The sequence below is a fragment of the Halomonas sp. 18071143 genome, from assembly GCF_019211725.1.
In the GTDB taxonomy this organism is placed as follows: domain Bacteria; phylum Pseudomonadota; class Gammaproteobacteria; order Pseudomonadales; family Halomonadaceae; genus Vreelandella; species Vreelandella stevensii.
The window spans coordinates 1,326,843-1,351,320 of sequence record NZ_CP078120.1 but is presented as its reverse complement, the minus strand read 5'-3'; the positions used below and the strand labels follow the sequence as shown (position 1 = coordinate 1,351,320).

The following is a 24,478-nucleotide window of genomic DNA, read 5'->3' as shown; positions in this document are numbered from 1 at the left end:
CGTGGCGCTGCTTCCCGACGATCATCGCGTGTTGTATCAAGCGTTTCTGGATCAGGCCGCCCAGGACGCCTCGCTGACGCCGTGGCTGGCCAAGCTGCCCGAGCAGCTGGCCAGCGGGCTAGACCGCCAGCGCCACGGCGACCTTTCCGCCTGGGAAAAGGCCGTGGCCAAGCTGCCCCCGCTGCCCGAAGAGCGCCACGTCAACCTCAACAGCGACACGCTGACGGTAGACCTGGCACTTACCGAGAGCCAGCAGCGCCAGTGTTTCAACCTGCTGCGCAAGCTGGCCCCCTGGCGCAAGGGGCCATTTTGTCTGGGCGGTATTGATATCGACACCGAGTGGCGCTCCGACTGGAAATGGCAGCGTGTCGCGCCGCACCTTGCCCCGCTCAAGTATCGCAAAGTGCTGGATGTCGGCGGCGGCAGCGGCTACCACGCCTGGCGCATGGCAGGCGCAGGCGCCGCCTTCGTGCTGGTGATCGACCCTTCCCCGCGCTTCTACTGGCAGTTCCAGGCCGTGCGCCACTTCGTGGGTGACGCCGATGAAGGCCGCACGCACTTCCTGCCCGTGGGTATCGAGGACGTACCGGAAAACCTGGGCTTTTTCGATACGGTGTTCTCCATGGGCGTGCTCTACCATCGCCCTTCCCCCCTGGAGCACCTGCAACAGCTCAAGGGCGCGCTGGCCCCCGGCGGCGAGCTGGTGCTGGAAACCCTGGTGGTGGAAGGCGACGAACAGACCGTGTTCGTGCCCGGCGAGCGCTACGCCGCCATGCCCAACGTCTACTTCCTGCCCTCCTCCCGCGCCCTGTGCCACTGGCTGGAGCGCTGCGGCTTCACCAACGTGCGCGTCGTGGATGAAGCCGTCACCACGCTGGACGAGCAGCGCTCCACCGAGTGGATGACCTACCAGTCGCTGGCCGACTTTTTAAATCCCCACGACCGCACCCGCACCATAGAGGGCTACCCCGCCCCTCGGCGTGCGGTGATTCTGGCGAACAAGCCGGCGTAAGCCAGGCTCAGCGCCGCAAAATCACCAGCCAGCGCCCCAGGTTCATGACGCTGGCCAGTGAGGCGGCGACGTAGGTGAAGGCGCAAGCGGTCAGTACGTGGCGGGCACCGGGCATGTCGTAGGGGGGCACGTAATCTTTCAGCAGCGGCAGGGCCCGGTTGAAGCTGGCATCGAACTCGACCGGTAGCGTGACCAGATGCACCAGTGCCGCAGTGCCAAAACTGATCACGGCCATGGCCACCACCGCTGCCAGGCCGCCGGGCAAGCGGGTCAGCAGGAACAGGAAAGGCGCCAGCATCATCAGCACCGCCCCCAGCTTTTCTGCTCTTTGCGCCAGCTGCACCAGGCGGCTGCGGGCCAGCAGCGGCGCATAGCCTTCATGGTGCTGCAGGGCATGGCCCACTTCGTGAGCCGCCACGGTGACGGCGGTGAGCGAGCGGCCGTCGTAGTGGTCTGGCGTCAAGCGCACACAGCGGGCTTCCGGGTCGTAGTGGTCGCCATGCTCGGTACGCTCTACCTTGACCCCTTCTACACCCAGGCGGCGCAACAGGTGCTCGGCCAGTTCGGCCCCGGTGCCCGGGTAGTCGTCGCGGCCACGGGTGTGACGCTTCAGCACCCATTTCGCCCAGGCATTGGGCAGTACGAAGATTGCCAGCATGATGGCAATGACCAGAATCCACATAACTCCACCGCTGCGTTCACAGGTAATTCAGAGAGGCTTCGACAAGCCGTGGGGGCACTGACGGCGGCAAAGCAAGCTGCTCGCGACGGTCAGTGCCTACGTAAAAAGACCCGCAAGCGGGCCATTAGTTTTACCATGATACGCGTGGGGGCGCAGCGTCAGTCGGGGTCGTTGTGATGTGCGGCGACATCACGCTTGACGGCCTGCAGCCCGCGGGCAGATATATCGCCCTGCCCGTGGGCATGTTCGGCCATCAGCACGCTGTCAGCGGCCAACACCAGTTCGCACTGAGTGTGCGCCAACTGCTCACGCAGGCGTTGAATGGCTTCTTCGCGTTTGGGGTCACTGTCCACCCGTCGGATGTAGATCGCCTTGATGCGCTCCGGGTAGGCTTTGACGACCTCGGTATACACTTCCGGGTCGTGCTGGCCGCTGTCGCCGATCAGGATGCAGGGCATGTCCTGATAGAGCGCCAGCATGCGGTCGATCAGGTCGCGCTTGTGGGCTTCTGCCCGGCGCGGCCAGGGCTTGCGCCAGGAGATACCCCATTCGCGCAGAAACAGGATCGGCCCCACCGGAATACGGTTGAGCTGAAAGAAGGCTTCGAGCATTTCATAGATGGCCCAGGGGCCACGGGACACATACAGAATGGGTCGCTCTGCCTTTTCGGTCTGGCCACGGTGGAGCGCCTGGTACAGCGATGCCACGCCGGGAAACGCAGTGCGTCGATGGGGTTTGCGCACGAACAGTCGATAGAGCATCTTCAGCTTTTCGGCCACACCGGTGAACATCACGGTGTCGTCGATATCACTGATCACCAGCAGGTCGGCCTCGGGGGGCGGCACGTAGACTTCCACACTGGTGCGCACCGTAGGCTGGCCGCTGGCACGGACGACGATATCGGCACGGTGCCAGGAAACGTCCACTGGCAGCGTCGAGGTGATGGGCAAATGGGCGTCGAAATAACCGTCGCGGTCGGTGGTCAGCGTCAGCTGATTTTCGCCCACGCGGATCTCTACCTGGGCATCGGCCAGGCCACGGCGAAAGATGCGCCGGGCCACGTCGGCCGTGTCACGCAATATGCCGCGCCGCGGGATGGCACGCCCAAGAGCCGCCTGTCGAAACACGCGACCCATGACGAAAATTTCCTGTTGAGAGCCGTAGCCACGATAAGGGTGCACCATCATGCCACCCCGGCCACGATCCTTTTTCATGGGTTTGGCAACGACATGGGCAAGCCTTTTGGCAAAGCTTGCCCACTGGTGATACCACGCCATTAAGCGTGCTGACCCGAGTGACGCCCTTCCTGCAGCTCTTCCAGCAGCTTGGCGTTGAAGGCATCCTTTGCCAGAATAGCAACACGTTTACTATTTAGCGCTTGATTCATCATGCTCTCCATTTCGTGATGAGTAGTCGTGTACAGCACCTAACCAGTGTGGCGCATCTTATACCATCGTCAAGCATTGTATAAAACGCGACCCAGCTGGCTGATGTCGTAACCTTTCAGCGCCTCGGCCCGCTGATGAAAGCGCGGCTGCCGGGCAAAGGCCATCAGCGCTTGCATGGTGGGCTCGAAAGCGCTGCGTCGATGCAGGACCAGATCGAACGATTCCTCCACCAGGGGAATGAAATGAAGCTGCTGGCGATGCGCCGCCGCCTCCATGCCCACCCCGACATCCGCCTCTCCCTGAGCAATGGCCAGGCCGAGATCCTCCTCGCTGAGCGCCATGTGATCGGCCCAGCGCAGCGCGTCAGACGCGATGGACGCTTGCGTCAACAAGCCTCGCAGCAAATGCGCAGCCCCGGCATCGGGCTGGCGATGAGCACACACCACGTCTGGGCGGGCAAGATCCTTGATCGTCTTCAGGCCCAGCGGGTTGCCCGGCGCCACTATCAGACCCTGACGGCGCTTGGCCCAGTGCAGCACCACCAGATCCTTGACCCCACCCAACCCCAGCACGGTCGGTTCGTTGTAGCGGCCGCTGTCAGGGTCCCGCAAGTGGATACCCGCCACCATGGCCTTGCCTTCGAGCAAGCGCCGAATGCCGTCGCCACTCCCATGGCACAGCGATGCCAGGTCGCAGCCACTCTCACGAATCGCCCACTCCAGCAGCGGATCGAGGCTTCCGGCCAGTACCTGAGGGGGCGGCAACCGTTGGGCCTGGTCGCCTTCCAGGTGGCTCAACACCCACATGTCGATGTGCTGACGAGGAAACAACAGTTTCCCGGTCGCACGGCTACAAGGAATCTGCCCCTGGCGCACCAGGTCATACACCTTGCGCTCCTTGAGCCGCAGATACTCCGCCACTTCCGCCGTCGTAAGGTACTCTTTTGAATACTCTTTCAGAGACTCTCTCACCCGCCCACCTTCAATTCCTGCATGAGACTGCATAGTAGCGCATATTTTTCAGCGCACCGTGCATCCCGGGAAATTTACGTACACTATGCACCTACCTGATGCTTCTACCAGCATCGTGACTTTTTAGACACGTCATGACCTTACAACGACACCCTACAAACACAATGAACCTGCCCCTATCAGCAACCCTGGCCACGGAACGTCATGTCGGATAACCCATTCAGCACCGCGATAGCGCTCATTCTGGGCATGGACCCTGCGCTCGTGGCCATCGTGACGCTATCGCTTCAGGTGTCGCTGATCGCCGTCACCCTGGCCAGCCTGTTGGCACTGCCCCTGGGAGCGGCGCTGGCACTGTGGCAGTTCCCCGGGCGGAACGCTCTGATCGTGGTGCTCAATGCCCTCATGGGGCTGCCTCCCGTGGTCGCGGGCCTGTGCGTCTACCTCCTGCTTTCCCGTGCGGGGCCATTGGGTCAGTTCGGGCTGCTGTTCTCGCCCACCGCCATGGTCATTGCCCAGGTGATTCTCGTCTTTCCGATCATTGCTGCCCTGACACGCCAGCAGGTGGAAGCCCTGCACAGCGAGTACGCCGAACAGCTGCGTTCGCTGGGGCTCGGCCAACTGCGCATGATGCCCACGCTGCTGTGGGATGCGCGATTTGGCCTGCTGACCGTGATACTGGCGGGCTTTGGCCGCGCCAGTGCGGAAGTGGGCGCAGTGATGATCGTGGGGGGCAATATCGACGGCGTGACCAGGGTCATGACCACCAGCATCGTGCTGGAAACCAGCAAGGGTAACCTGGCGATGGCCTTGGGGCTGGGCATCATTCTGCTCAGCCTGGTCACCTTGATCAATGCACTGGCCCACTGGGTCAGTGAAACGGCAAAACGGCGGTTAGGATGAACGCACCCCTCAGCCCCGCGGCTTCCACCGTCCCCAGACTGCATTTTCAGCAGGTCAGTTTCTGCCACCGTGGCGACACGCTGCTGGCACCGACCACGCTAGCGCTGCACGGCTGCCGCCGGACGCTGGTAATGGGCCCCAACGGGGCTGGCAAAAGCCTGCTCATGCGCTTGGCGCATGGGCTGCTGCGCCCCAGCAGTGGTCAGGTGACCTGGGAAGGCAAGCCGCCGGTGCAGGCCATGGTCTTTCAGCGCCCGGTGCTGCTGCGCCGTTCGGCGCTGGACAATCTCACCTACGCGCTGGCCGTGCATCGGGTGCCTCGCCGCCAGCGCAAGGCGCTGGCCTTGCAGGCATTGGAAAAGTTCGGCCTGACCAGCTTGGCCAAGCGCCCCGCCCGGGTGCTTTCCGGAGGCGAGCAGCAACGTCTCACGCTGGCACGGGCCTGGCTGCTCAAGCCTGCCGTCCTGTTTCTGGATGAACCCACCTCCGCCCTGGACCCGGCGGCCATCAAGGCCGTGGAAGACGCGGTCAATGAGTTCCATCAGGCAGGCACGCGTATCGTCATGACCACCCACGATTTGCATCAGGCCCGGCGTCTGGCCGACGACGTGCTGTTCATGTACAGCGGTCAGTTGATCGAACACACCTCGGCAGAAGACTTTTTTGACACCCCGGCAACAGCGCAGGCCAGGGCGTTCATACGGGGCGAGCTGGTCTGGTAAGCCTTGCTCTGGCAAGCCCTACTCTAGTAAGCCCCGCTACGACGCTTGAACAATACCCAAAGGAGCAGGACCGTGAACAAGACCACTACCCTCGTTACCGCCAGCCTATCCACCACGGCACTGGCCTGGAGCGCCTCGCTGCTGGCCAATGATGATTACATTACCCTGGCTTCCACCACCTCTACCGAGAACTCGGGCCTGTTTGGGGCCATTCTGCCGGTCTTTACGGAAGCGACCGGGATCGATGTGCGCGTGGTGGCCGTAGGCACTGGCCAGGCCTTCGAAATCGCTCGTCGTGGCGATGCCGATAGCCTGCTGGTTCACGATACCGCAGGCGAAGAGCAGTTCGTTACCGATGGCTACGCCACCGAGCGGCTGGATGTGATGTACAACGACTTCGTGATCGTGGGACCCAGCGATGACCCCGCCAACATCGCCGCCAGTGACAGCGTCAGTGATGCTTTGGCGCGGATCGCCGACAGCGAGTCGCCCTTCGCCTCACGGGGTGACGACAGCGGCACTCACCGCGCCGAGCTGCGCCTTTGGAAAGATGCGGGCGTCACACCGCAAGGAGATTGGTACCGTGAACTGGGCAGCGGCATGGGGCCGACCCTGAATACCGCCGCAGGCATGAACGCCTACAGCTTCACCGACCGCGCCACCTGGGTGGCCTTTGAAAACCCGCAGGACCTGACCCTGCTGTTCGAGGGCGACGAAGCGCTGTTCAACCAATACGGTTCGCTGCTGCTATCACAGGAGCAGCACCCGCACCTGAAACATGCGCTGGCCACCCAATGGCACGAGTGGCTGGTGTCCGACGAAGGCCAGCAAGCGATTGCCGACTTCAAGGTCAACGACCAGCAGCTGTTCTTCCCCAACGCGACTCGCTCCAGGGCGCATTGGAGATAAAACTTCATCTTTGATCATTAAAACAGCGGTAACCCACCCGCTGTCTCCATATAGAAAACCTGCTGCAGCGTCTTGCGCCAACAGCAGGTTCAGTGTGCGTTGCCAACGGCTAAGCGTCTACTCGATTATCTCGATAACGTCATCAAACCATTAGCGCAGAAGGTCACGAATGTCCTTCGCGCCCCAGTGCGGAAAATGCTTGCGCACAAGAGCGTTCAGGTCACGTTCGAAGGCGGCCCAGTCGGTGGTGCCGGCCTGCTCACGGGCATCCGCGACCCGCCGAATCATACCGGCGCCTACGGTCACGTTGCTCAGCCGGTCGATGATGATGAAACTGCCCGTGCCGGGGCTGGTACGGTAGTCGTCCACCGGAATCGATGCCGTCAGTTCTACTTCACAGCGAGCAATGGCATTCAGCCCCAGGCGCTGGGTCGGGTGTTTCTCCAGCGTGTTGACGTCCACCTGATACTCGATGGCGCTGATCTGGCCCGCCAGATCACGAGTGGCCAGCTTGATATCGTAGAGCTTGCCCGGCTCCATGGGCTCTTCGTGCATCCAGACCACATCGGCATTGAACACGTTGGAAAGCGGCACCTGATCTTCGGCGCTGACCAGCCAATCGCCACGGGAGATATCGATCTCGTCTTCCAGAGTCACGGTGATGGCCTGGCCGGGGTAAGCAGCGTCGAGATCCCCGTCGAAAGTGACGATGCGCGCCACGCGAGAGGTCTTGCCCGACGGCAGCGCCTTCACCTCTTGGCCTGGGCGCAGCACACCAGCCGCCAGGGTGCCGCAATAGCCTCGGAAGTCCAGGTTGGGGCGATTGACGTACTGCACCGGCAGGCGCAGGTCGCTCAGGTTCTGGTCACGGGTGACTTCGACGTTTTCCAGCAGCTCGATCAGGGTCTTGCCTTCGTAGCCTTCACTGCCCGCCGCAAAGTACCAGGGCGTGTGCTCGCTGGCGTTGACCACGTTGTCGCCATTGAGCGCCGACATCGGCACGAAGCGAATGTCCGGGGCCTGCAAGTTGGCCGCAAAGGCTCGGTACTCCGCCACGATCTCGTTGAAGCGTGCCTCCGAGAAGCCCACCAGGTCCATCTTGTTGACCGCGATGACCAGATGCTGAATGCCCAGCAGGTCGGCAATGAAGCTGTGCCGACGTGTTTGGGTCTGCACACCGTAGCGCGCGTCGACCAGGATGATCGCCAGGCTGGCAGTGGAAGCGCCCGTGGCCATGTTGCGCGTGTACTGCTCGTGCCCCGGCGTATCGGCAATGATGAACTTGCGCTTGTCGGTGGAGAAAAAGCGGTACGCCACGTCGATGGTGATGCCCTGCTCGCGCTCCGACTGCAGGCCGTCTACCAACAGGGCGAGGTCCACCGTATCACCGGTGGTGCCACTGGTTTTGGAAGCCTTGGTGATCGCGGCGAGCTGATCTTCGAAGATCATCTTGGAGTCGTGGAGCAGCCGTCCGATGAGCGTGGACTTGCCGTCGTCGACGCTGCCGCAGGTGATGAAACGCAGCAGATCCTTGTTTTCGTGCTCGTGCAGGTATTGCTCGATGTTATCGGCAATCAACGTTGATTGGTGCGCCATTAGAAATACCCCTCACGCTTTTTCTTCTCCATGGAACCGGCCTGATCGTGATCGATGGCGCGGCCACTGCGCTCGCTGGTCCTGGTCAGCAGCATCTCCTGAATGATCTCCGGCAGCGTGGCGGCGGTGGACTCCACCGCCCCCGTCAGCGGGTAGCAGCCCAGGGTTCTGAAACGCACCCACTTCTCTTCCGGCACTTCGCCCTCGGCCAGCGGCAGGCGCTCGTCGTCCACCATGATCTGCATGCCGTCGCGCTGCACTACCGGACGCTTAGCGGAGTAGTACAACGGCACGATGGGAATCGACTCCAGATAGATGTACTGCCAGATATCCAGCTCGGTCCAGTTGGAGAGCGGGAACACGCGAATCGATTCGCCCTTGTTGATCTTGGCGTTATAGACGCTCCACAGCTCCGGACGCTGATTTTTCGGGTCCCAGCGGTGGTACTTGTCGCGGAAGGAGTAGACGCGCTCCTTGGCACGGGAGGCTTCCTCGTCGCGCCGCGCGCCGCCAAAGGCAGCATCGAAACCGTGCTTGCTCAGGGCCTGCTTGAGGGCCTGGGTCTTCATGATATCGGTGTACTTGGCACTGCCGTGGTCGAAGGGGTTGATGTTGGCGGCGCGACCCTCTTCGTTGGTATGCACGATCAGCTCCATGCCCGCCTCTTCCGCCATGCGATTGCGGAAAGCGATCATCTCGCGGAACTTCCAGGTGGTATCGATATGCATCAGCGGGAACGGCGGCGTGCCGGGGTAGAAGGCCTTCCGCGCCAGATGCAGCATTACCGAGGAGTCCTTGCCGATGGAGTACATCATCACCGGGTTGCTGAACTCGGCTGCCACTTCCCGGATGATATGGATCGACTCGGCTTCGAGCTGCTTCAGGTGGGTCAGTCGGGCGGCATCCGGTGCGATGGGCACCTGTTGCGTCGCCGCCGACGGCGCAGAAAACTGGTTCATTACCTTCTCCCTCACAAAACGGTGCTTGCTTTTATCGAGACGGCTTTTCAAGGAAGCCTGTGCAAACATGGTGTGCCGCCCTGCGCGTATGAATCGCAAGGCGGGCATTTGTGGGTAGGGTAACGCCAGGTCAATAATAACCCAAAAGAATTAATAACTATCTTTTTATATCTTTATCAACTAAAAAGAAAAGCATCAGAGGTCGATACGCTCGACCCAGGTCTGCCACTCCTCCCCGTGCAGCTCCACCACGCGATAACCCGGCCGCGACGCTTCATCCACCGCAAAGGTTTTCGCACCGGGCAGAAACTGGTCTGATGTGGCGGGGCAACCATAAGTGCCTATCGCCGAGCCCGCCAGCGGCTGATGCTGGGCAAAGGCCTGATGGGCATGCCCAAACAGAATGATCTTGACCTGGGGGTAAGCGCTCAACAGCTGCCAGAACGCATCGCGGTCCTGCAAGCCAATCGCATCCATCCAGGCCGCCCCGACATCCACCGGCGGGTGGTGCATGACGATGGCCACCGGCCGCTCGTCCTGCTCCAGCCGTTCGGCCAAGGCGGTGAGTTTGGTCGCCCCCAGCTCGCCATGGGGCTTGCCCGGCACATGGGTATCCAGCAGCAACAGGCGCCACTGTTCCAGATCGACTTCATCCAGCATCGGGCGTTCTGCGGCCATCAGCTCGGGCTGGTCGTGGTTGCCCGGTATCCAGAACCAGGGGCACGGCAGGCGGTTCAAAGCCTCGCAGGCGTGAACGTAAGACGCGCTGGTTTCATCCTGGCTGACGTCACCACTCACCACCACCACGTCCGGGCGTTCGGCCACCACGGCGTCCAGCACGGCTTCGAACTGCTGCCAGGGAATGGCCGCCCGAGAGCGTGCCTGCTTGTCGGCGTGCAGATGCGCATCGGTAATCTGTATCAACCGCATCAGGGTAGCTCCGGCAAATCGACGACATGACCATGGGCCAGCCCATGGGCCAACCACTCTCCTAAAAAGCAGTTCAACTGCAGCTTTTCATCCGGTTGATGCATGCGCGCATTGGGGTAGCGATAGCGTCCGCTGAAATGACGCTCGCGCTGAAAGTCGATGACTTCCGCCATGCGCACATCATGGTAAAGGTGCACGCGCATGCGCGGCCCTTCGATGACCGCATCCAGCGGGCCGCGCTGGGAGATCTCCACCAGCGTGGTGTAAGGGGCCTGTTGAAGAATGGCCAGCTTGAGGTCGCCAAAGTGCTGGTGATCACCGCGCAAGGCGATATCGCGCCGCTGGCCGCTCTGCAGGTCACCCACCAGGCGCACCAGGCGCAGATAGTTGGCGCTGCACTCCCCTTGCAAGGTTTTCAAATCGGTTACGTAGGCGGCTCTTGCCATGATGACTCCTTACCGGGTGTTGGCCTCGACGGCTGACACGGCCGCGCGCTGGGAAGCCGCCCGCAGCGATGCCCGCTGCCCGGCCAACCAGTGCATGCCGATCAAACACATGGCGTTGTCGAGTCGGCCCTGCTCCAGGAGTTCCCAGGCGGCGGGAAAAGAGACGACATGAACACGGATGTCTTCATTCTCGTCCTCGACGCCATGCACGCCTCCCACGCCCTGGCTATCGACCAGCCCGCAAAATAGCGTGACCCGCTCGTTGCAGGCGCCAGGGCTTGGGTAGTAGGTATGCAATCGGGTCAGTTGGCCCACCTGGCAACCGGCTTCCTCCTGGGCCTCACGGCGCGCCACGTTTTCCAGGGTCTCGTCCTTGTCGACGAGGCCCGCCACCAGTTCCAGCTTCCAGGGGGAGTGAGGGTCGTCGATGGCGCCGGCGCGAAACTGCTCGACGAGGATCAGCGCATCACGCTCGGGGTCATACAACAGCACACCCACCGCATCGTGGCGGTTGTGCATTTCTCGGCGCATGGTGGAGCTCCAGCCGCCCTCGAAAAGTCGATGACGCAGCTCTAGCGCTTCCAGGCGAAAAAACCCCTTGTACAGGGTGTCACGCGTGATGAGTTCCACATCGTCGCGATTGAGCGTGGGGCCCATACGGCACTCCCGGTGAACATGATCGTACCATTATCAATGCTGGCCACCGGGAATGCCAATCGGATCATCAACCGCGTGATTTGACGGCCATTACAGCTCGCGCAGCAGCGCCTCGGCATCACGGCGAAGGGCTTCGTCGGAGCGTTGGCGACTCTCCCGCGCCGTGCCGTTCACGGCTCGCTGAGCATGCTCCCGCGCCGCCTGGGTGTTGCCCTCTTCTTTCAGGAAAGCGGCATAGTAGTAGTTCACATCGATACCGTCCGGGCGAATTTCCAGCGCCCGCTGGAACATCCGCTCAGCGGTGGCGCTATTGCCAAACCCCAGCGGGCGACCCGGGGCACGGTCATACAGCGCCCCCAGGGTCACATACGCAGAGCCATTGCCCCCCGTAGGGTCGATCTCGACGGCGCGTTCCAGCACCGTGCGCGCATCACCGGCGGTACCCAGCGCCCCCAACCCACCCCGCTCTCTAGCATAGGAAGCCAGCACAATGCCTTGCCATATCAGCACCTCGGCCTCGTTGGGGTTCTGCTGGGCCAGTCGCTCTGCCTCGCCCGCCAATGCCCTCAGGGTCGACTCCCGTTGGTTGGCGGGCATGTCGGTCACCGTATGCTCCCAGCGGTTCTTCAAGGAGAACAGCTCGCTTTCGAAGGCCGACGCGCTCAGCGGCGACAGTACCAGGGCACCGCCCAACGCCGCCGCCATGAAGAGTCGAGAAAATGGAATTGTACGCATGGAAAACTCCTGCTTGTTGTTATGAAGAATGAGGAATGAGTCATGACTGTTGAGTTATCACTATCGAGTTAGACCTGCTCAAGGCATGGCGATATCTCGTCCACACTGACAATGTAACGAACGTTTGAATGATTCGCCAGAGAATCACCGCTTTGTTGCCCTGTACCTTGGTAGCGTAAGCTAGGCACTTTTCCGGGAAGGTAACGACACCATGAAAGGCCGCAACATGACGCGCTGGCGCGATCCGGCAAAAGACCCGCGCCAGGCACCCAAGAGCAACCTGATTACCGCCGAGGGCGCGGCCCGCCTGCGGGGCATTCTGGACCACCTTTCCCGCGTCAAGCGCCCTGAGCTGTCGGCCAAGGTGGGGGAAGCCGCTGCGCTGGGGGACCGCAGTGAGAACGCCGACTACACCTACAACAAGAAAGAGCTGAACCGGGTCATCGCCCGCATCCGCTATCTGACCCAGCGGCTGGACGAACTACAGGTAGTGGACAGGCTGCCCGCCAACACCGACAAGGTGTTTTTCGGCGCGTTCGTGAGCCTGGAAGACGACGTGGGGGAAGCCCTGCATATCCGCCTGGTGGGCCATGACGAAATCGACACCCGGAAGCACTGGATCAGTGTCGACGCCCCCATGGCCAAGGCGCTGCTGGGCAAGGAAGTGGACGACGAGATCACGGTGATCACGCCAAACGGCGAGGCGTTCTACACCATTACCGACATTCGCTATGCCGATGCTTCACCCAACGCCTGAGCCAGCGGCCCCTTCACGACTGCCCGCGATACACCCGGAAACGCCGATTGTCGGCCAGCGTCTCGAAGCTTCCAAACGCACGCTCCAGCCTCTCGGGATAAGGCAGGAAGGCGTTGGCCACCAGCACCAGTTGGCCTTTGGGGGTCAGGTGCTGACGCGCTTCGTCGATGAGTCGCGCACTCGGTCCGTAGCTGATCTCGCGCTCCTGGTGAAACGGTGGATTGCTGACGATCAGGTCGAAGCGCGTATCGCCCAGCGCACGGTAGACATCGCTTTCGCACACGCTGCCCGTCAGCTGGTTGGCCGCCAGGGTCTGGCGACACGCCTCGACGGCAAAGGCGTTGACGTCCACCGCTGTCACCGTATGGCCACGGCTGGCCAGCCAGGCGCTGATGATGCCGTCACCACAGCCCATGTCCAGCACGCTCAGCGGGCGCCTGGGCAAGTGCGCTTCCAGGGTGTCGAGGAGTAGCAAGGTTCCTTCGTCGACCTTGCCATGGCCAAACACACCAGGGTGGCTCACCAGCGTCATGCCCAGCGCTTCGAAGCGCTGCCACTCATCTGGCTGCTCGGGCAGCGCCACGGTGCGGCTGGCAAACAGTGAGCAGCGGCGTGCGTTGTCCAGCTTGTCACACCCCATGCCCAGCGCTGCCAGCAGCTTCGGCACACGCTTGATCCCGCCCTGGTGCTCCCCCACGATCTCGAAAGGCGTGTTCTCGGGGAGCCATTGGCACAGCCAGCGCAACCACCACGTGCCCAAGGCATGCGCCTTGGGCCAGAACAGCACCACGCGGCCAGCGGGCTCTGCATTCATGGGCGCCAGCGGGCTACTGGCCAGCTTTCCAGCGTCCTGCCACTGCTGGCGCAGCGCCACATCGCCACTGATCATGGCGGTAGAGCGCTCCACCAGCCAGCCATCGGCAGGTGGAGCGATGGGCAGCAGTTGAGCCGCAGGGCCATGGTAACGTTCGAGAAGTTGGCTGGCGGGCAGTTGAGCGCTCATGCATCGGCCTCGGGTTTGGTGAAGGTGTAAAGTAGATAGCGGCCCAGCCGCCAATGGGGCTCCTGGCGGCAGTACTGGCGTTCCAGCGCCATGAGCGCGGCCTGGTCGTCAGCGCTGGCAGGGGCCTGGCGCAGGTAGTCCTGAAAGATACGAATGCCCGCCACGTCGACCATCTCCAGACTGCAGCTATCGGCCCAGCCCAGAACTTGCGCGTGGGTCATGGGTGAAATGGGGGTCAAGCGCTGGCGACGCCCCTTGCCTGCCAACTGGTCGCCCAGCGCCTTGCTCAAGTTGCCCTTCACCACGTTGGAGAAGCGCAGCGCATCGCGGTTGAACACCATCAGGCTCAGCTGGCCACCGGGGGCCAGCAGGCTGGCCAGGGTAGCCAGCGCCTGGGCCGGGTCGCCCAGCCACTCCAGCACCGCATGACAAGTGATCAGCGGCCAGGGCCCGGGGGCTTGAACGGGCAACGCTTGCAACGGTGCCGCAACGTAGTGCAGCGCGTCGGCATTGAAAGCACCTTCGCTGACCCGCTGGTCATGCCATGCCTGGGCGTGTGCCAACATATCCTGGGAAGGCTCTGCCATGGTCACCGCATGCCCCCGCTCGGCCAGCCAGGCCGACAGCTGTCCCAGGCCGCCGCCTACATCCAGTACCGGCTGGGCGTTCAGGTTCAGCATCTGAGGCAGCAGGTAATCCAGCATGGCCAAGCGCAGCTCTCCACGCGGGGCCTGATACAGCGAGCGGGAAAATTTCTCCGCCAGACCATCGAAATAACGGTCGCCCGCCTCGGTCAGTTCGTAGGATGGGTGCATGCAGCAAGCTCTAGATAGAATCACGGTCGTCGATTGACGGGGGCGTAGTTTACCCTGCCTGAGCTGCAAACGCTTGCCGAGGCAGCCTCGCCTGCCAGTTTTCCTGCTGCTCCAGGGCGGCGGCCAACTGCAGCAACTGGCGGTCTTCCCCCAGCCGCCCAACCACTTGCACCCCCACGGGCAAGCCGCTTTGCGCCACGTGCATCGGCAGCGACATGGCAGGCTGGCCGGTCAGGTTGGCCAACTGGGTAAAAGGCGTACGGCTCAGGGCATCGACGGCCAGGCGCTTCAACAGCCCCGCCTTCAGGGCCAGCGCGGGCAGGCCCGGCACCGCCAGCAGCGCCATCAGCCGTTCGCGCAGGGCCGACGGGTACAGCTCCCCCAACCGAGGCGCGGTGTCTGCGGCCACGGGCAGCACCAACACATCATGACGCTGATGAAACTGGCTCATCTGCTCGGCGGCAACGTGCCAATAGCGCTTGGCCGTCTCGTACTCCCAGGCAGAGAGTTTGGCGCCCAGGCGGCCAATGGCTCGGGTAGAAGGCTCCAGAGGCAGGCGGCCGAGCGGCACGCCGGTTTGCTGACTGATCCAGCGCAGGTCTGCCGCCAGGTGGCCCAGGTAGAGCGTCAGGTAACTGTCGGCAAGCGCCTCACCGTCGACCGGCGGGTCGCACCACGCTACCGTGTGCCCCATCTCCTCCAGCCGCTGGGCGGTTTTCTCGATGGCCGTTTTCACCTCTGGATTCAACCGTGTACCCAAACTGCGCCCAAAAGGCTCCCCTAGAGAGATCGCCACCCGCAAGGGTGGGCAGGGTTTCGACAGCGCCTCCACATAGCCGCGTTCCGCAAGCACCGGGTAAGGGCCCGAAGGCGCCATGCCGTTGACCGCTTCCAGCAGGGCCGCACTGTCACGCACGCTCCGCGTGATCGCATGCTCAACGACGGCTCCCTGCCACACCTCACCATGGGCTGGCGCCAGTGGCACGCGGCCCCTGGAAGGCTTGAACCCGAACAGCCCGCAATAGCTGGCAGGGATACGAATGGAACCGCCGCCATCGCCTGCCAACGCCAAGGGCACCATGCCCCCGGCCACCGCGGCCGCCGCTCCACCGCTGGAACCACCGGGCGAATAGCCTGCGCACCACGGGTTTTCAGGGTGGGCAAATGCCCTAGGCTCGGTGATGCCCATCAAGCCAAGCTCCGGCGTGGCCGTTTGGCCCACCACCACCAGTCCTGCCCTGCGCGAGCGCTGGATGAACAGAGAATCCTCGGCAGGCCGCCAGTCGCGTAACGCAGCACTGCCGAATGCCAGGGGCTCCCCTTTGAGCGCCATCAACAAATCCTTGCTCAAGGTGGGCACACCGGCAAAACAGGCCGAACTTTCTACCTGCTGGCTTTCACGACGCGCCTGCTCGACCCGCATGCGCACCACGGCCTGCAGCGCCGGGTTAGCCTGCTCGATGGCCACCAGCGCGGCCTCCAGCACCTCTTCCCGGCTCACCTGCCCGCCACGAATCAGCGCTGCCAGCCCCGTTGCGTCGTACTGTTGATACTCGTGCACGTGCATCGCCACCCTCCCGGTTTTCTTTCAGCGTAGCAAAGGCCAGGCGCCCCCTCTGCGCCTCCGTTGACAGTGTGATTGCAACACGCCCCTGAAACAAAAAACCAGTTGCCTAAGAGACACCTCGTCGTAGACTTCAAACGGTGTGTGCCAATCCAGTGTCTTGCGTGGTCGTGTATTCAGTGAGTCAGCGATCTTGTCGCATTCTTTCTGGCTGCAGACTGACAGGCCCATGCCCTTCGGCAGGCACTGTCTCAACAGCCCATTAGTGTTCTCATTAGAATCCCTCTGCCATAGGCATCCGGGTCGGCAAATAGGTGACTGATGCACAGGAAATAGGCGGCTGATGTGGTGCTGATGTAATGCTGTAGCGAGCGTTTTCTGTGGGGGCGAAACGAAAACATACCCAGCACGCTAAGAGAAGAATAAAACAAAGCATTGATTTAACTGGCGTCCCTGGCAGGAGTCGAACCTGCGACCTGCCGCTTAGGAGGCGGCTGCTCTATCCTACTGAGCTACAGGGACTTACGGGGCGCGTAGTATAGCGCGTTGCTGCGCCCCGGCCAACCGCCGCGCTTTAAATCCACCCGGCCAGGCGTAGGGCGAAAATGCCCAACGTCACGGTGATGCTGGCCATCAGCGTGGTAAGGGCGATGATATTGGCGGCCAGGGCCACGTTGCCGTTGATGGCCTTCACCATCACGAAGCTGGCAGCGGCGGTGGGGCTGGCGAAGAACAGGAACAACAGCCCCAGTTGCGCGCCGGAAAAGCCCAACAGCCACGCCGCGACCGTCGACAAGGCGGGCAAGGCGACCATCTTCATCAGGCTGGCACTCATGGCCACTTGGCTGCCTTCACGCAAGCTGGAGACCGAGAGCGTGGCGCCAATGCAGATCAGCGCCAGGGGCAGCGTCAGCGAGGCAAAGTAGTTGCCCGAGGTCATCACCCAGCTTGGCAGCCCTACCGAGAACGCCGTGAACGGCAACGCCGCGAACACGGAAAGAATCAGCGGGTTCTTGACGATATGCCCCAGCAGGCTGCGCCAGTCGGTGGATTGGCCGGGCTGGTACGCCGCCAGGGCCACCACGGAAAGCGCGTTGTACATCACGATCACCACGCCCAGCAGCAGGCTTCCCGCCGAAAGCCCGTAATTGCCATACATGCCCGCCGCCAAGGCCAACCCCACCACGCCGCAGTTGCCCCGAAAAGCCCCCTGCACGTAGATCCCTCTGTCTGGTTGAGGTACACGAAAATGCGCCCACCCCCAGCTCAGGGCGAACTGCGCCAGGGTGGCCACAGCGAAGAACAGCAGCAGCGGAATGTCCAACGCAACGCTCAGGTCAGCTTTGACTAAACTCAGAAAGATAAGCGTGGGCAGCGTCGCCTTGAACACCAGCGTCGAGGCCGTGCTGACAAAGGCGCTGTCGATCCAGCCCAGGCGCTTCAGGCCAATGCCGATGAACACCATGGCAAACACGGGTAGCGTCACGTCTAGCGTGCGGGTAAACAGTTCCAGTAGATCCACAGCAGCTCTCTCAGTTGGATAAGCGACGTCTTATCAATTAACGCGAAAAACCTCGTACTTCTAGTGCGAGGATGAATAGCGTGGGACGCGAAGCGTCCCCTATTCCGGTCTTGTTTGCTGCTCAATATATTGCTTTACGACACTCAGCGGCGCGCCGCCGACGCTTCCCGCAAAGTAGCTCGGACTCCATAGCGCATTTTTTCTGTATGAAGTCTGTACTAATTCGGGGTGCAGCAGCTTCATCCGCCTGCTCGAAACCCCTTTCAGGCTGTTCACCAGCCTTGAAACCGCCACCTTGGGCGGAAAGTTCACCAGTAAGTGAACATGATCCGTTTCACCATGGAACTCCTTTAGCTCAGCCTCGAAATCCTGACACACCTGCCTGAACAGGGTTTCAAGGGATTGAAGGTGTGCGTCATTGAATACTCTTCCACGATATTTGGTTACGAAGACCAAGTGGGCGTGCATTTCAAAAACGCAGTGTCTTCCTGTTCTGATAGTCTTGATCTTGTCCATAGGCCAAGTATACTCAAAGCCATGAAACAGACCAAGACATTAAAAGTTCGCGTAAGAGACAAGCACATTGCCCAGCTTAACCGCATGGCACGCAGTGTGAACTTTTGCTGGAACTATCTGAACGAACTCTCATCTCGTGCCATTCTTGAGCGCGGTCTGTTTCTGTCGGCGTATGACCTGCATCCCTATACCAAAGGGGCGGGCAAGGAACTTGGTCTGCATAGCCAGACCTTGCAGTGCATCGCCGCCGAATATGTCACCCGCCGCAAGCAGTTTAGGAAGGCTCGTCTCAACTGGCGCAAATCGCGTGGCGTTCGTCGTTCTCTCGGCTGGATTCCGGTCAATACCGGCGCGGCCAAATGGAAGAGCGGGCAAGTATTCCACAACGGCAGTTACTTCAAAGTCTGGGACAGCTACGGGCTGAGCCAGTACAAGCTCCGCTCTGCATCCTTCAACGAGGATGCGCGTGGGCGCTGGTACTTCAATGTCGTGGTTGAAATTGAGGTAGACCCGCCAGCCGGTCAAGACAAGATCGGTATCGACCTTGGTCTGAAAGATACCGCCACCTGCTCGGATGGTACAAGGCTGGAAGCCGGTCGTTTCTACCGCGATATGGAAGATAAGCTGGCTGTTGCACAACGCGCCGGAAAGAAAAAGCGTACCAAAAACATTCACGCCAAGATTGCCAATCGGCGCAAGGACGCCTTGCACAAGTTCAGCCGTCAATTGGTGAACCGTGCGGGGGAAATCTACGTCGGTAATGTGAAATCATCCTCGTTGGCCAAAACCAAGATGGCCAAGTCAGTGCTGGACGCTGGCTGGGCTATGCTGAAAACAATGCTGGAATATAAATGCGATAGCGCAGGCATTGTTTTTAAAGAGGTCAACGAGTCGTACACCACCCAAGCCTGTTCGAGCTGCGGTTGTATTTCCGTCAGTAGTCCGAAGGGTAGATCAGGCTTGAGAATAAGAGAGTGGACTTGCAGTGAGTGTGGTGTCACTCACGACCGCGATGTGAACGCGGCCAAGAACATTCTTGCGGTCGGGCATGGCCGTCCAGAAGTGGGAATCCCCGTCCTGAGGGCGGGGAGGATGTCAAACTCTACCGTTGACCAGGATTTGTCGACTGGCTAGACAGGCACCTCGGCATAAGGGAAAGTAGCCCTAAACGCGCATCACGGATACGTTACGTATGGTACAGCCCGCCGCCCCTGAACACGAAGCACAGCGGCTTCTCACCCTGAAGCGGTACACACTGGGGGATCTTTCGGCTGACCAGGAGTTTGACCGCATCACCCGTCTAGCGGCTGCTTACTGCGAAACCCCCATAGCCTTGATCACGCTGGTGGATGCCAGTCACGTCTGGGTCAAAAGTGGCGTGGGCGAATACAGCCCCACGGTATTGCGTCAGCTCTCATTATGCGGGGAAGCCATCCTCGAACCCAAGCTGTTCGAAGTATCGGATGCACGCCTGGATGCGCGGCTCCATAATTTGCCCATGGTCAGTGAAGCGCCCCATGTGGTGTTTTATGCTGGCATGCCGCTGGTCGCCGACAATGGCGACATCCTCGGCACGCTGTGCGTCATGGATCACCGACCCCGCCAATTGACGCCAACCCAGCGGGAGCTGCTTCAACAACTGGCCAACAGTACCGTCCTGCAGTTCGAGCACTATCTTAGCCAACGCGCCTACCAGGCCATTGGCAATGCCGCTATCGGCCTCTGGGAGATGGATGTCGCCACCAGGACGACCCACTGGAACGATGTGGTCGATGCGCTCTATCAAACCAATGCCAGACAAGCCAACACCTTCGAAGCGCGCATGCAGGCGTACACCCCTGAGGACCGCGCTCGTCTCACCCAGGCCATTGATACTGCGGTTACCCAAGGCACGCCCTTCAACGACATCTTCGAGATGCAGCCCCCCTCGGGCGAGCCGCTTTGGGTCAGAATCACCGGCAACCCCTTGGCCGTGAATGGCCAAGTGGTACAAATCATCGGCACCATGCTCGATGTCACCCCTCGCAAGAAGATCGAAACACAGCTGCTGCGCCAGCAGGCGCTGGAACAGGCCATCATGCGGGCGCAGGCCAGCTTTATCGACGAACAGGGCAACGCCAAGGCGCTCAACCCATTGCTCGACGACTTACTCACCTTAACCGGCAGCGAATACGGCTTCATCGGCGAAGTGCTTTACCACCCCGACAAGACACCCTACCTGGTGGCCCATGCCATCACCGACATCAGTTGGGATGAGCCCTCACGCCAGTTCTACGCTCAGCACGCCCCCAGCGGCATGGTGTTCAGCAACCTGGATACGCTGTTCGGCCATGTGATGCGCCACGAAGAAGTGGTCATTGCCAATGAGCCCGCCCATGACCCCAGGCGCGGGGGCCTACCACCGGGGCATCCAACGCTCGATGCGTTTCTAGGAGTACCGATTCAGTTTCACGGCCACTGCATCGCCATGATCGGCCTGGCCAATCGCCCTGATGGCTATCACCCTGAGCTGGTGGAATTCCTGGCACCGCTGCTGGGCAGTATCGGGCAGTTCATCAACACTCTGAGCCACTACCGCCGACAGCAGCAAGACCAGCAGGCCATCGCAAGACTTTCCATGGTAGCGAAAAACACCAGCAATGGCGTAGTCATTACAGACCCCAACGGCAACATCGAATGGGTCAACGATGGCTTTACCCGTCTCAGTGGTTACACTTTCGAAGAAGCGGTCGGCAAGAAGCCAGGACGGTTGGTGCAGGGCAAAGCCACCGACCGCGCCACAGTGCTGCGCATTGCCCGGGCTTTGCGCCATCGCCAGCACTTCGAAGAAGAACTGCTCAACTACCGCAAGGATGGCACCCCGTACTGGGTGCATATCAGCTGTAACCCGCTCCCCGCCAACGAACAATCCGGCGGTGGGTTCATTGCCATCCAGTCGGACATTACCGACACCAAGCTGCATGAAGAGGCGCTTTACAAGGCTGCCAATATCGATGAGCTGACCCAGCTGCCCAATCAGCGGCTAGCCCGTACGCAGTTGGAAGCACTGGTGCAGCATCATGCGCCACTGACCATCTCAGTGCTCAATATCGATGACTTCAAACGCCTTAACGACCTGTTTGGCTACGCCACTGGCAATAGCATACTCAGACGGGTAGCCAAACGGCTGGAAGCCCTGGTCAGCCCCTTCAAGGCCCAGGGCATCACGGCACGGCTCAGTGGCGATGAATTTGTGCTGGCAGGGCCAACCCAACGCCTCACCCCGTCCACCATCCAGCACGCCCTACAGCAGCCGCTGCACGTCAACGGGCAAAAGTTGAAGCTCACTGCCTGTATCGGTATGACCACCTACCCCAACGACAACGTCGACCCCGACGCCCTGTTTCGCCATGCCTATCAGGCACTCTATCAGGCCAAGACCCAAGGGGTTGCCCAGTGCGTACGCTACAGCACTGATCAGGAGTACCTGGTCAAACTGCGCCAGCAGGAGCGCAGCGCCATTCAGCACGGCCTGGCCAATGACGAATTTCGTCTCTACTATCAGCCCCAGGTCGATCTCAAATCGCACACCGTGGTCGGGGCTGAGGCGCTGATTCGCTGGATCCACCCGCAACACGGGCTGCGCAATCCGGCAGAGTTTCTGCCGCTGCTGGAAGGCAGCGAGCTGGAGTTTCATCTGGGGGAGTGGGTCATCGAAGCCGCCTTGAAGCAGCTGCAAAGCTGGCTGGCCATGGGCATCGAACTGCAGGTGAGTGTCAACATCAGCCCGCAACACCTGCTGCACCCCGGCTTTCTGCCGCAGTTGGAACAGCTGCTGCTGTACTACCCGCAAGTCCCCTCACGGCTGCTCGCCATCGAGATACTCGAATCGGCCACGCTGGATGACATGCAGGCCGCCCTGCACGTGCTGGAAGAGTGCCAGCGGCTCGGCATCGAAATTGCCCTGGACGACTTCGGCACCGGCTACTCCTCGCTGGCCTACTTCCGTCGCCTGCCCGTGCAGTTGATCAAGGTAGACCGCGACTTCGTGCGCGACATGCTGGAAAGTGAGGACGACAAGGCCATCGTGGAAAGCATCATCTTCATGGCCAGAAAATTCTCACGGCCGGTGCTGGCAGAAGGGGTCGAGACCATGGCCCACGCCCAAGCCTTGCTGGCCATGGGCTGCCATCTGGCGCAAGGCTACGGTATTGCTCGCCCGATGCCCGCCGACGCACTACCAGGCTGGCTGGAAACCTGGCAGGCAGAAGGATTTGCACTACCTTAATCGAACAACGCCATCGGGTCGCTTTCCCCCGTCAGCTTGACCATCACGCCATCGCGCCCTTGGCCCTTGACGTCGTAGCTGGCGGCATCGGCACGGGCCAGGGCGACTTCCACGGCGTCATCGCTCTCATCGAAGACGGTCACGCCAATACTCAAGGTAACGGTATATTCCTTATCCTCGTGGGTCACCGACACCTCGCTCACCGCCTTGCGCAGTGAATCGGCAATCACCCTGGCCTGACCCAGGGTGCAGCTGGGCAACAGCACGCCAAACTCATCCCCCCCTTGGCGGGCCACATGGTCGCTGCGGCGTACCTCCCAGGCCACCACCTGAGCAATGCGGCGCAGCATCTCGTCACCCATGGCATGACCACCTTCGTCATTGATCGGCTTGAAGTGATCAAGATCGAACAACAGCAGCGCCGAAGGCGTGCTGGTTTTCTGGAAGTCAGCAAACGCTTCTTCCAGGCGGCGTTCGAAACCACGCCGATTCAGCAGCCCGGTCAAGGGGTCATGTTCGGCCTCCCACCGCTGCAATGCCTCTTGCTGGCGTCGCTCGGTGATGTCCTTCACCACACCAACCAACCCCAAGGAGTGGCCGCCTTGGGTCAACATCACCACCCGAGCGTGAATATCCAGCCACAGCGTTTCGCCGTCGCTGCGCAGAAAACGCAGCTGGCGCACGAAGTCGCTGCCGGTCTTTAAACTATGCACCCACATATCACGCGCCCCATTGCGGTCATCCGCGTGAATTTGTGTCAGCCACTGCTCCATTTGGGTATCTGCAGGAATATCCAGAATTTGCAAAAGCGCAGGATTCATATAAGTAATCTTGCCGCCGAAGTTGGCCACGAACATGCCCTGGGGGGTGGCGCTCAGCACCGAATCGAGAAACGCCTCACGCTCCTGCAAATGCCCCACCAGCTGCTGGCGCTCGTCTTCCACACGATTGAAGGTATTGGCGACTTGCTGTAGCTCCTGCATCCCCGTGGCCAGGGCCAGCTGCGAACGCCGCCCAGCCCCTACTTCGCCAATCTGGCGTTCGAGATGCTCCAGGGGCTTGAGAATACGCGCCAGCAACCACCACAGCAGCGGCATCATCAACAGGGAAATCACCAGCCAGATACCAAACAGCTTGGAGATGAAACCCGAAAGCGGAAGCTGCGCCTGCTCGGTGGGCAAGAACAGCCCAACGATCCAGTCGGCAGGCCACACTTGTGCATACGCCTGAAGGCTGGTGCGCCCATTGGCCAGCTCGCTGACTCCCTCGCCTTGCCAGCCATCCAGCGCCATGTCCAGCAGGTCATTGCGCTGGGCGTGGCTGATTTCTGCATTCACCAGCTCGTAATCAGGGTGGTAAAGAATCTTGCCCGACGCCGTGGAAACCGCCGCAAAGCCGTGGTCACCCAAACGAATCGTGGCCAACCGGTTGAACAGGCCGCTACGGTCCAGGCTCACCACCCCCGCCACGAACCCGGCAAAACGGCGGTCTTCATCCAGGCGGGGCACGGTCATCAGCACCATGGGCATGCCGCTGGCACGGCCAATGAAAGGCTCGCTCACATAAGGGCGGCGAATGCCCTGCACCATCTTGAAATATTCGAGTTCTGAGGTATCGAGCCCCACTCGCCCCACCACACTGGGCCAGTCCGCCACGATTTCACCATACTCGTCACTCACAATCAGTCCATCGAACCAGGAGAGCAAGGCATCGTTTTTCTGCAGCTCGTATGAAAGCCAACCCACGTCATTGGAAGGCCCCATGGAGCTGCTCAACCGCTTGAGCGCATGGACACGCTGATTCACCTGCTGGGTGATCTCGTCGGCCAGCAAACTGGCCTCGTAGCGCAAATGAGACATGTTGGTCTCGTGCACCATGGTCTTGCCAACCTGCCAGGCCATGCTCAATACGGCACCCGCCAGAATCGCCAAGGCGCAAGAGAGGCCCAGCAGCAGCCGCCCTTTCAAGGAGCGTAACGTCAACAGCCTGTTGATGAGGGGGGCTAGTCGCACCAGAAATTCCTATTTCGTCAACGTTCCTTGAATACTGCCCTAAAGTTCAAGCGTTATTGCATCACTGGCAATCAACTTACCAAAAACAATCACAAACTGCGCGTTGATATAA

22 protein-coding genes, 1 tRNA gene and 1 pseudogene are annotated in these 24,478 nt (G+C 61.0%); 7 read left to right on the top strand and 17 right to left on the bottom strand.

From position 1 onward, the window contains the following. Nucleotide 1 precedes the first annotated feature (1 nt). A complete protein-coding gene (gene cmoB, locus KVY02_RS06260; RefSeq protein ID WP_218314800.1) occupies nt 2-1,012 on the top strand; it encodes a tRNA 5-methoxyuridine(34)/uridine 5-oxyacetic acid(34) synthase CmoB in 1,011 nt (336 codons plus the stop codon). A 7-nt stretch (nt 1,013-1,019) separates the two neighbouring features. On the opposite strand, the gene KVY02_RS06255 is transcribed toward cmoB, so the two are convergent. The 3 genes from KVY02_RS06255 to KVY02_RS06240 form a co-directional block, all read right to left on the bottom strand. Then, complete coding sequence (locus tag KVY02_RS06255; RefSeq protein WP_100730736.1) at nt 1,020-1,694, bottom strand: zinc metallopeptidase; 675 nt, start codon at nt 1,692-1,694, stop codon at nt 1,020-1,022. 158 nt (nt 1,695-1,852) lie between these two features. After that, nucleotides 1,853-2,908, bottom strand: coding sequence for an App1 family protein (locus KVY02_RS06250; RefSeq protein ID WP_371317405.1), 1,056 nt, complete (start codon nt 2,906-2,908; stop codon nt 1,853-1,855). 242 nt (nt 2,909-3,150) lie between these two features. Next, complete coding sequence (locus KVY02_RS06240; RefSeq protein ID WP_026001632.1) at nt 3,151-4,053, bottom strand: helix-turn-helix transcriptional regulator; 903 nt, start codon at nt 4,051-4,053, stop codon at nt 3,151-3,153. A 204-nt stretch (nt 4,054-4,257) separates the two neighbouring features. Between KVY02_RS06240 and KVY02_RS06235 the strand changes: the two genes are divergently transcribed. From KVY02_RS06235 to KVY02_RS06225, 3 genes are all read left to right on the top strand, one after another. After that, nucleotides 4,258-4,956 (top strand): ABC transporter permease, encoded by a 699-nt coding sequence (locus tag KVY02_RS06235; RefSeq protein WP_016913407.1) that lies wholly within the window; start codon nt 4,258-4,260, stop codon nt 4,954-4,956. Then, nucleotides 4,953-5,678: an ATP-binding cassette domain-containing protein gene (locus KVY02_RS06230; protein ID WP_016913406.1), complete on the top strand. Its 726-nt coding sequence runs from the start codon at nt 4,953-4,955 to the stop codon at nt 5,676-5,678. The genes KVY02_RS06235 and KVY02_RS06230 overlap by 4 nt, the downstream gene beginning before the upstream one ends. A 72-nt stretch (nt 5,679-5,750) precedes the next feature. Continuing rightward, nucleotides 5,751-6,587: a substrate-binding domain-containing protein gene (locus KVY02_RS06225; RefSeq protein ID WP_218314797.1), complete on the top strand. Its 837-nt coding sequence runs from the start codon at nt 5,751-5,753 to the stop codon at nt 6,585-6,587. 150 nt (nt 6,588-6,737) lie between these two features. On the opposite strand, the gene cysN is transcribed toward KVY02_RS06225, so the two are convergent. The 6 genes from cysN to KVY02_RS06195 form a co-directional block, all read right to left on the bottom strand. Next, entirely contained in the window at nt 6,738-8,183 is a 1,446-nt protein-coding gene (cysN, locus tag KVY02_RS06220; RefSeq protein ID WP_218314796.1) for a sulfate adenylyltransferase subunit CysN, read from the bottom strand. Beyond that, a complete protein-coding gene (gene cysD / locus KVY02_RS06215) occupies nt 8,183-9,142 on the bottom strand; it encodes a sulfate adenylyltransferase subunit CysD (RefSeq protein WP_100730731.1) in 960 nt (319 codons plus the stop codon). Before cysD ends, cysN begins: the two co-directional genes overlap by 1 nt. A 195-nt stretch (nt 9,143-9,337) precedes the next feature. After that, nucleotides 9,338-10,072, bottom strand: a complete 735-nt coding sequence (locus KVY02_RS06210; protein WP_218314795.1) for a metallophosphoesterase — start codon at nt 10,070-10,072, stop codon at nt 9,338-9,340. Next, nucleotides 10,072-10,518, bottom strand: a complete 447-nt coding sequence (locus KVY02_RS06205) for a DUF1249 domain-containing protein (protein ID WP_016913401.1) — start codon at nt 10,516-10,518, stop codon at nt 10,072-10,074. The genes KVY02_RS06210 and KVY02_RS06205 overlap by 1 nt, the downstream gene beginning before the upstream one ends. 9 nt (nt 10,519-10,527) lie before the next feature. After that, nucleotides 10,528-11,175, bottom strand: a complete 648-nt coding sequence (locus KVY02_RS06200) for an NUDIX domain-containing protein (RefSeq protein WP_218314794.1) — start codon at nt 11,173-11,175, stop codon at nt 10,528-10,530. Nucleotides 11,176-11,265: 90 nt separating this feature from the next. Beyond that, entirely contained in the window at nt 11,266-11,910 is a 645-nt protein-coding gene (locus KVY02_RS06195; RefSeq protein WP_218314793.1) for a TRAP transporter TatT component family protein, read from the bottom strand. Between the two features lie 211 nt (nt 11,911-12,121). Between KVY02_RS06195 and greB the strand changes: the two genes are divergently transcribed. Then, nucleotides 12,122-12,667, top strand: a complete 546-nt coding sequence (greB, locus tag KVY02_RS06190; protein ID WP_218314792.1) for a transcription elongation factor GreB — start codon at nt 12,122-12,124, stop codon at nt 12,665-12,667. A 13-nt stretch (nt 12,668-12,680) separates the two neighbouring features. On the opposite strand, the gene KVY02_RS06185 is transcribed toward greB, so the two are convergent. From KVY02_RS06185 to tnpA, 7 genes and pseudogenes are all read right to left on the bottom strand, one after another. Further along, nucleotides 12,681-13,670, bottom strand: a complete 990-nt coding sequence (locus KVY02_RS06185; protein WP_193461130.1) for a class I SAM-dependent methyltransferase — start codon at nt 13,668-13,670, stop codon at nt 12,681-12,683. After that, entirely contained in the window at nt 13,667-14,485 is an 819-nt protein-coding gene (locus tag KVY02_RS06180) for a methyltransferase domain-containing protein (RefSeq protein WP_081136893.1), read from the bottom strand. The genes KVY02_RS06185 and KVY02_RS06180 overlap by 4 nt, the downstream gene beginning before the upstream one ends. Before the next feature lie 49 nt (nt 14,486-14,534). Further along, nucleotides 14,535-16,052 (bottom strand): amidase, encoded by a 1,518-nt coding sequence (locus KVY02_RS06175; protein WP_218314791.1) that lies wholly within the window; start codon nt 16,050-16,052, stop codon nt 14,535-14,537. A 21-nt stretch (nt 16,053-16,073) separates the two neighbouring features. Next, a pseudogene (locus KVY02_RS18290) lies at nt 16,074-16,358 on the bottom strand (transposase); the annotation flags it as partial. A 136-nt stretch (nt 16,359-16,494) separates the two neighbouring features. After that, nucleotides 16,495-16,571 (bottom strand) — tRNA-Arg (locus KVY02_RS06165). A 52-nt stretch (nt 16,572-16,623) separates the two neighbouring features. After that, on the bottom strand, nt 16,624-17,571 hold the full coding sequence (locus KVY02_RS06160; RefSeq protein WP_218314790.1) for an AEC family transporter: 948 nt from the start codon (nt 17,569-17,571) through the stop codon (nt 16,624-16,626). A gap of 99 nt (nt 17,572-17,670) precedes the next feature. After that, on the bottom strand, nt 17,671-18,087 hold the full coding sequence (tnpA, locus tag KVY02_RS06155; protein WP_081136850.1) for an IS200/IS605 family transposase: 417 nt from the start codon (nt 18,085-18,087) through the stop codon (nt 17,671-17,673). A 21-nt stretch (nt 18,088-18,108) separates the two neighbouring features. Between tnpA and KVY02_RS18285 the strand changes: the two genes are divergently transcribed. Both KVY02_RS18285 and KVY02_RS06145 read left to right on the top strand, forming a co-directional pair. After that, a complete protein-coding gene (locus KVY02_RS18285; protein ID WP_256357580.1) occupies nt 18,109-19,221 on the top strand; it encodes a transposase in 1,113 nt (370 codons plus the stop codon). 58 nt (nt 19,222-19,279) lie between these two features. Further along, nucleotides 19,280-22,354: an EAL domain-containing protein gene (locus KVY02_RS06145; protein ID WP_218314789.1), complete on the top strand. Its 3,075-nt coding sequence runs from the start codon at nt 19,280-19,282 to the stop codon at nt 22,352-22,354. Here KVY02_RS06145 and KVY02_RS06140 read toward each other — a convergent pair. Further along, nucleotides 22,351-24,366, bottom strand: coding sequence for a sensor domain-containing diguanylate cyclase (locus KVY02_RS06140; RefSeq protein ID WP_218314788.1), 2,016 nt, complete (start codon nt 24,364-24,366; stop codon nt 22,351-22,353). The genes KVY02_RS06145 and KVY02_RS06140 overlap by 4 nt on opposite strands. Nucleotides 24,367-24,478 lie beyond the last annotated feature (112 nt).

Coding starts and splice junctions, on each gene's coding strand:
- KVY02_RS06255 (WP_100730736.1), bottom strand. CDS start 1,694: ATGTGGATTCTGGTCATTGCCATCATGCTGGCAATCTTCGTACTGCCC.
- KVY02_RS06250 (WP_371317405.1), bottom strand. CDS start 2,908: ATGAAAAAGGATCGTGGCCGGGGTGGCATGATGGTGCACCCTTATCGT.
- KVY02_RS06235 (WP_016913407.1), top strand. CDS start 4,258: ATGTCGGATAACCCATTCAGCACCGCGATAGCGCTCATTCTGGGCATG.
- KVY02_RS06230 (WP_016913406.1), top strand. CDS start 4,953: ATGAACGCACCCCTCAGCCCCGCGGCTTCCACCGTCCCCAGACTGCAT.
- cysN (WP_218314796.1), bottom strand. CDS start 8,183: ATGGCGCACCAATCAACGTTGATTGCCGATAACATCGAGCAATACCTG.
- cysD (WP_100730731.1), bottom strand. CDS start 9,142: ATGAACCAGTTTTCTGCGCCGTCGGCGGCGACGCAACAGGTGCCCATC.
- KVY02_RS06210 (WP_218314795.1), bottom strand. CDS start 10,072: ATGCGGTTGATACAGATTACCGATGCGCATCTGCACGCCGACAAGCAG.
- KVY02_RS06205 (WP_016913401.1), bottom strand. CDS start 10,518: ATGGCAAGAGCCGCCTACGTAACCGATTTGAAAACCTTGCAAGGGGAG.
- KVY02_RS06200 (WP_218314794.1), bottom strand. CDS start 11,175: ATGGGCCCCACGCTCAATCGCGACGATGTGGAACTCATCACGCGTGAC.
- KVY02_RS06195 (WP_218314793.1), bottom strand. CDS start 11,910: ATGCGTACAATTCCATTTTCTCGACTCTTCATGGCGGCGGCGTTGGGC.
- greB (WP_218314792.1), top strand. CDS start 12,122: ATGAAAGGCCGCAACATGACGCGCTGGCGCGATCCGGCAAAAGACCCG.
- KVY02_RS06185 (WP_193461130.1), bottom strand. CDS start 13,670: ATGAGCGCTCAACTGCCCGCCAGCCAACTTCTCGAACGTTACCATGGC.
- KVY02_RS06180 (WP_081136893.1), bottom strand. CDS start 14,485: ATGCACCCATCCTACGAACTGACCGAGGCGGGCGACCGTTATTTCGAT.
- KVY02_RS06175 (WP_218314791.1), bottom strand. CDS start 16,052: ATGCACGTGCACGAGTATCAACAGTACGACGCAACGGGGCTGGCAGCG.
- tnpA (WP_081136850.1), bottom strand. CDS start 18,087: ATGGACAAGATCAAGACTATCAGAACAGGAAGACACTGCGTTTTTGAA.
- KVY02_RS18285 (WP_256357580.1), top strand. CDS start 18,109: ATGAAACAGACCAAGACATTAAAAGTTCGCGTAAGAGACAAGCACATT.
- KVY02_RS06145 (WP_218314789.1), top strand. CDS start 19,280: ATGGTACAGCCCGCCGCCCCTGAACACGAAGCACAGCGGCTTCTCACC.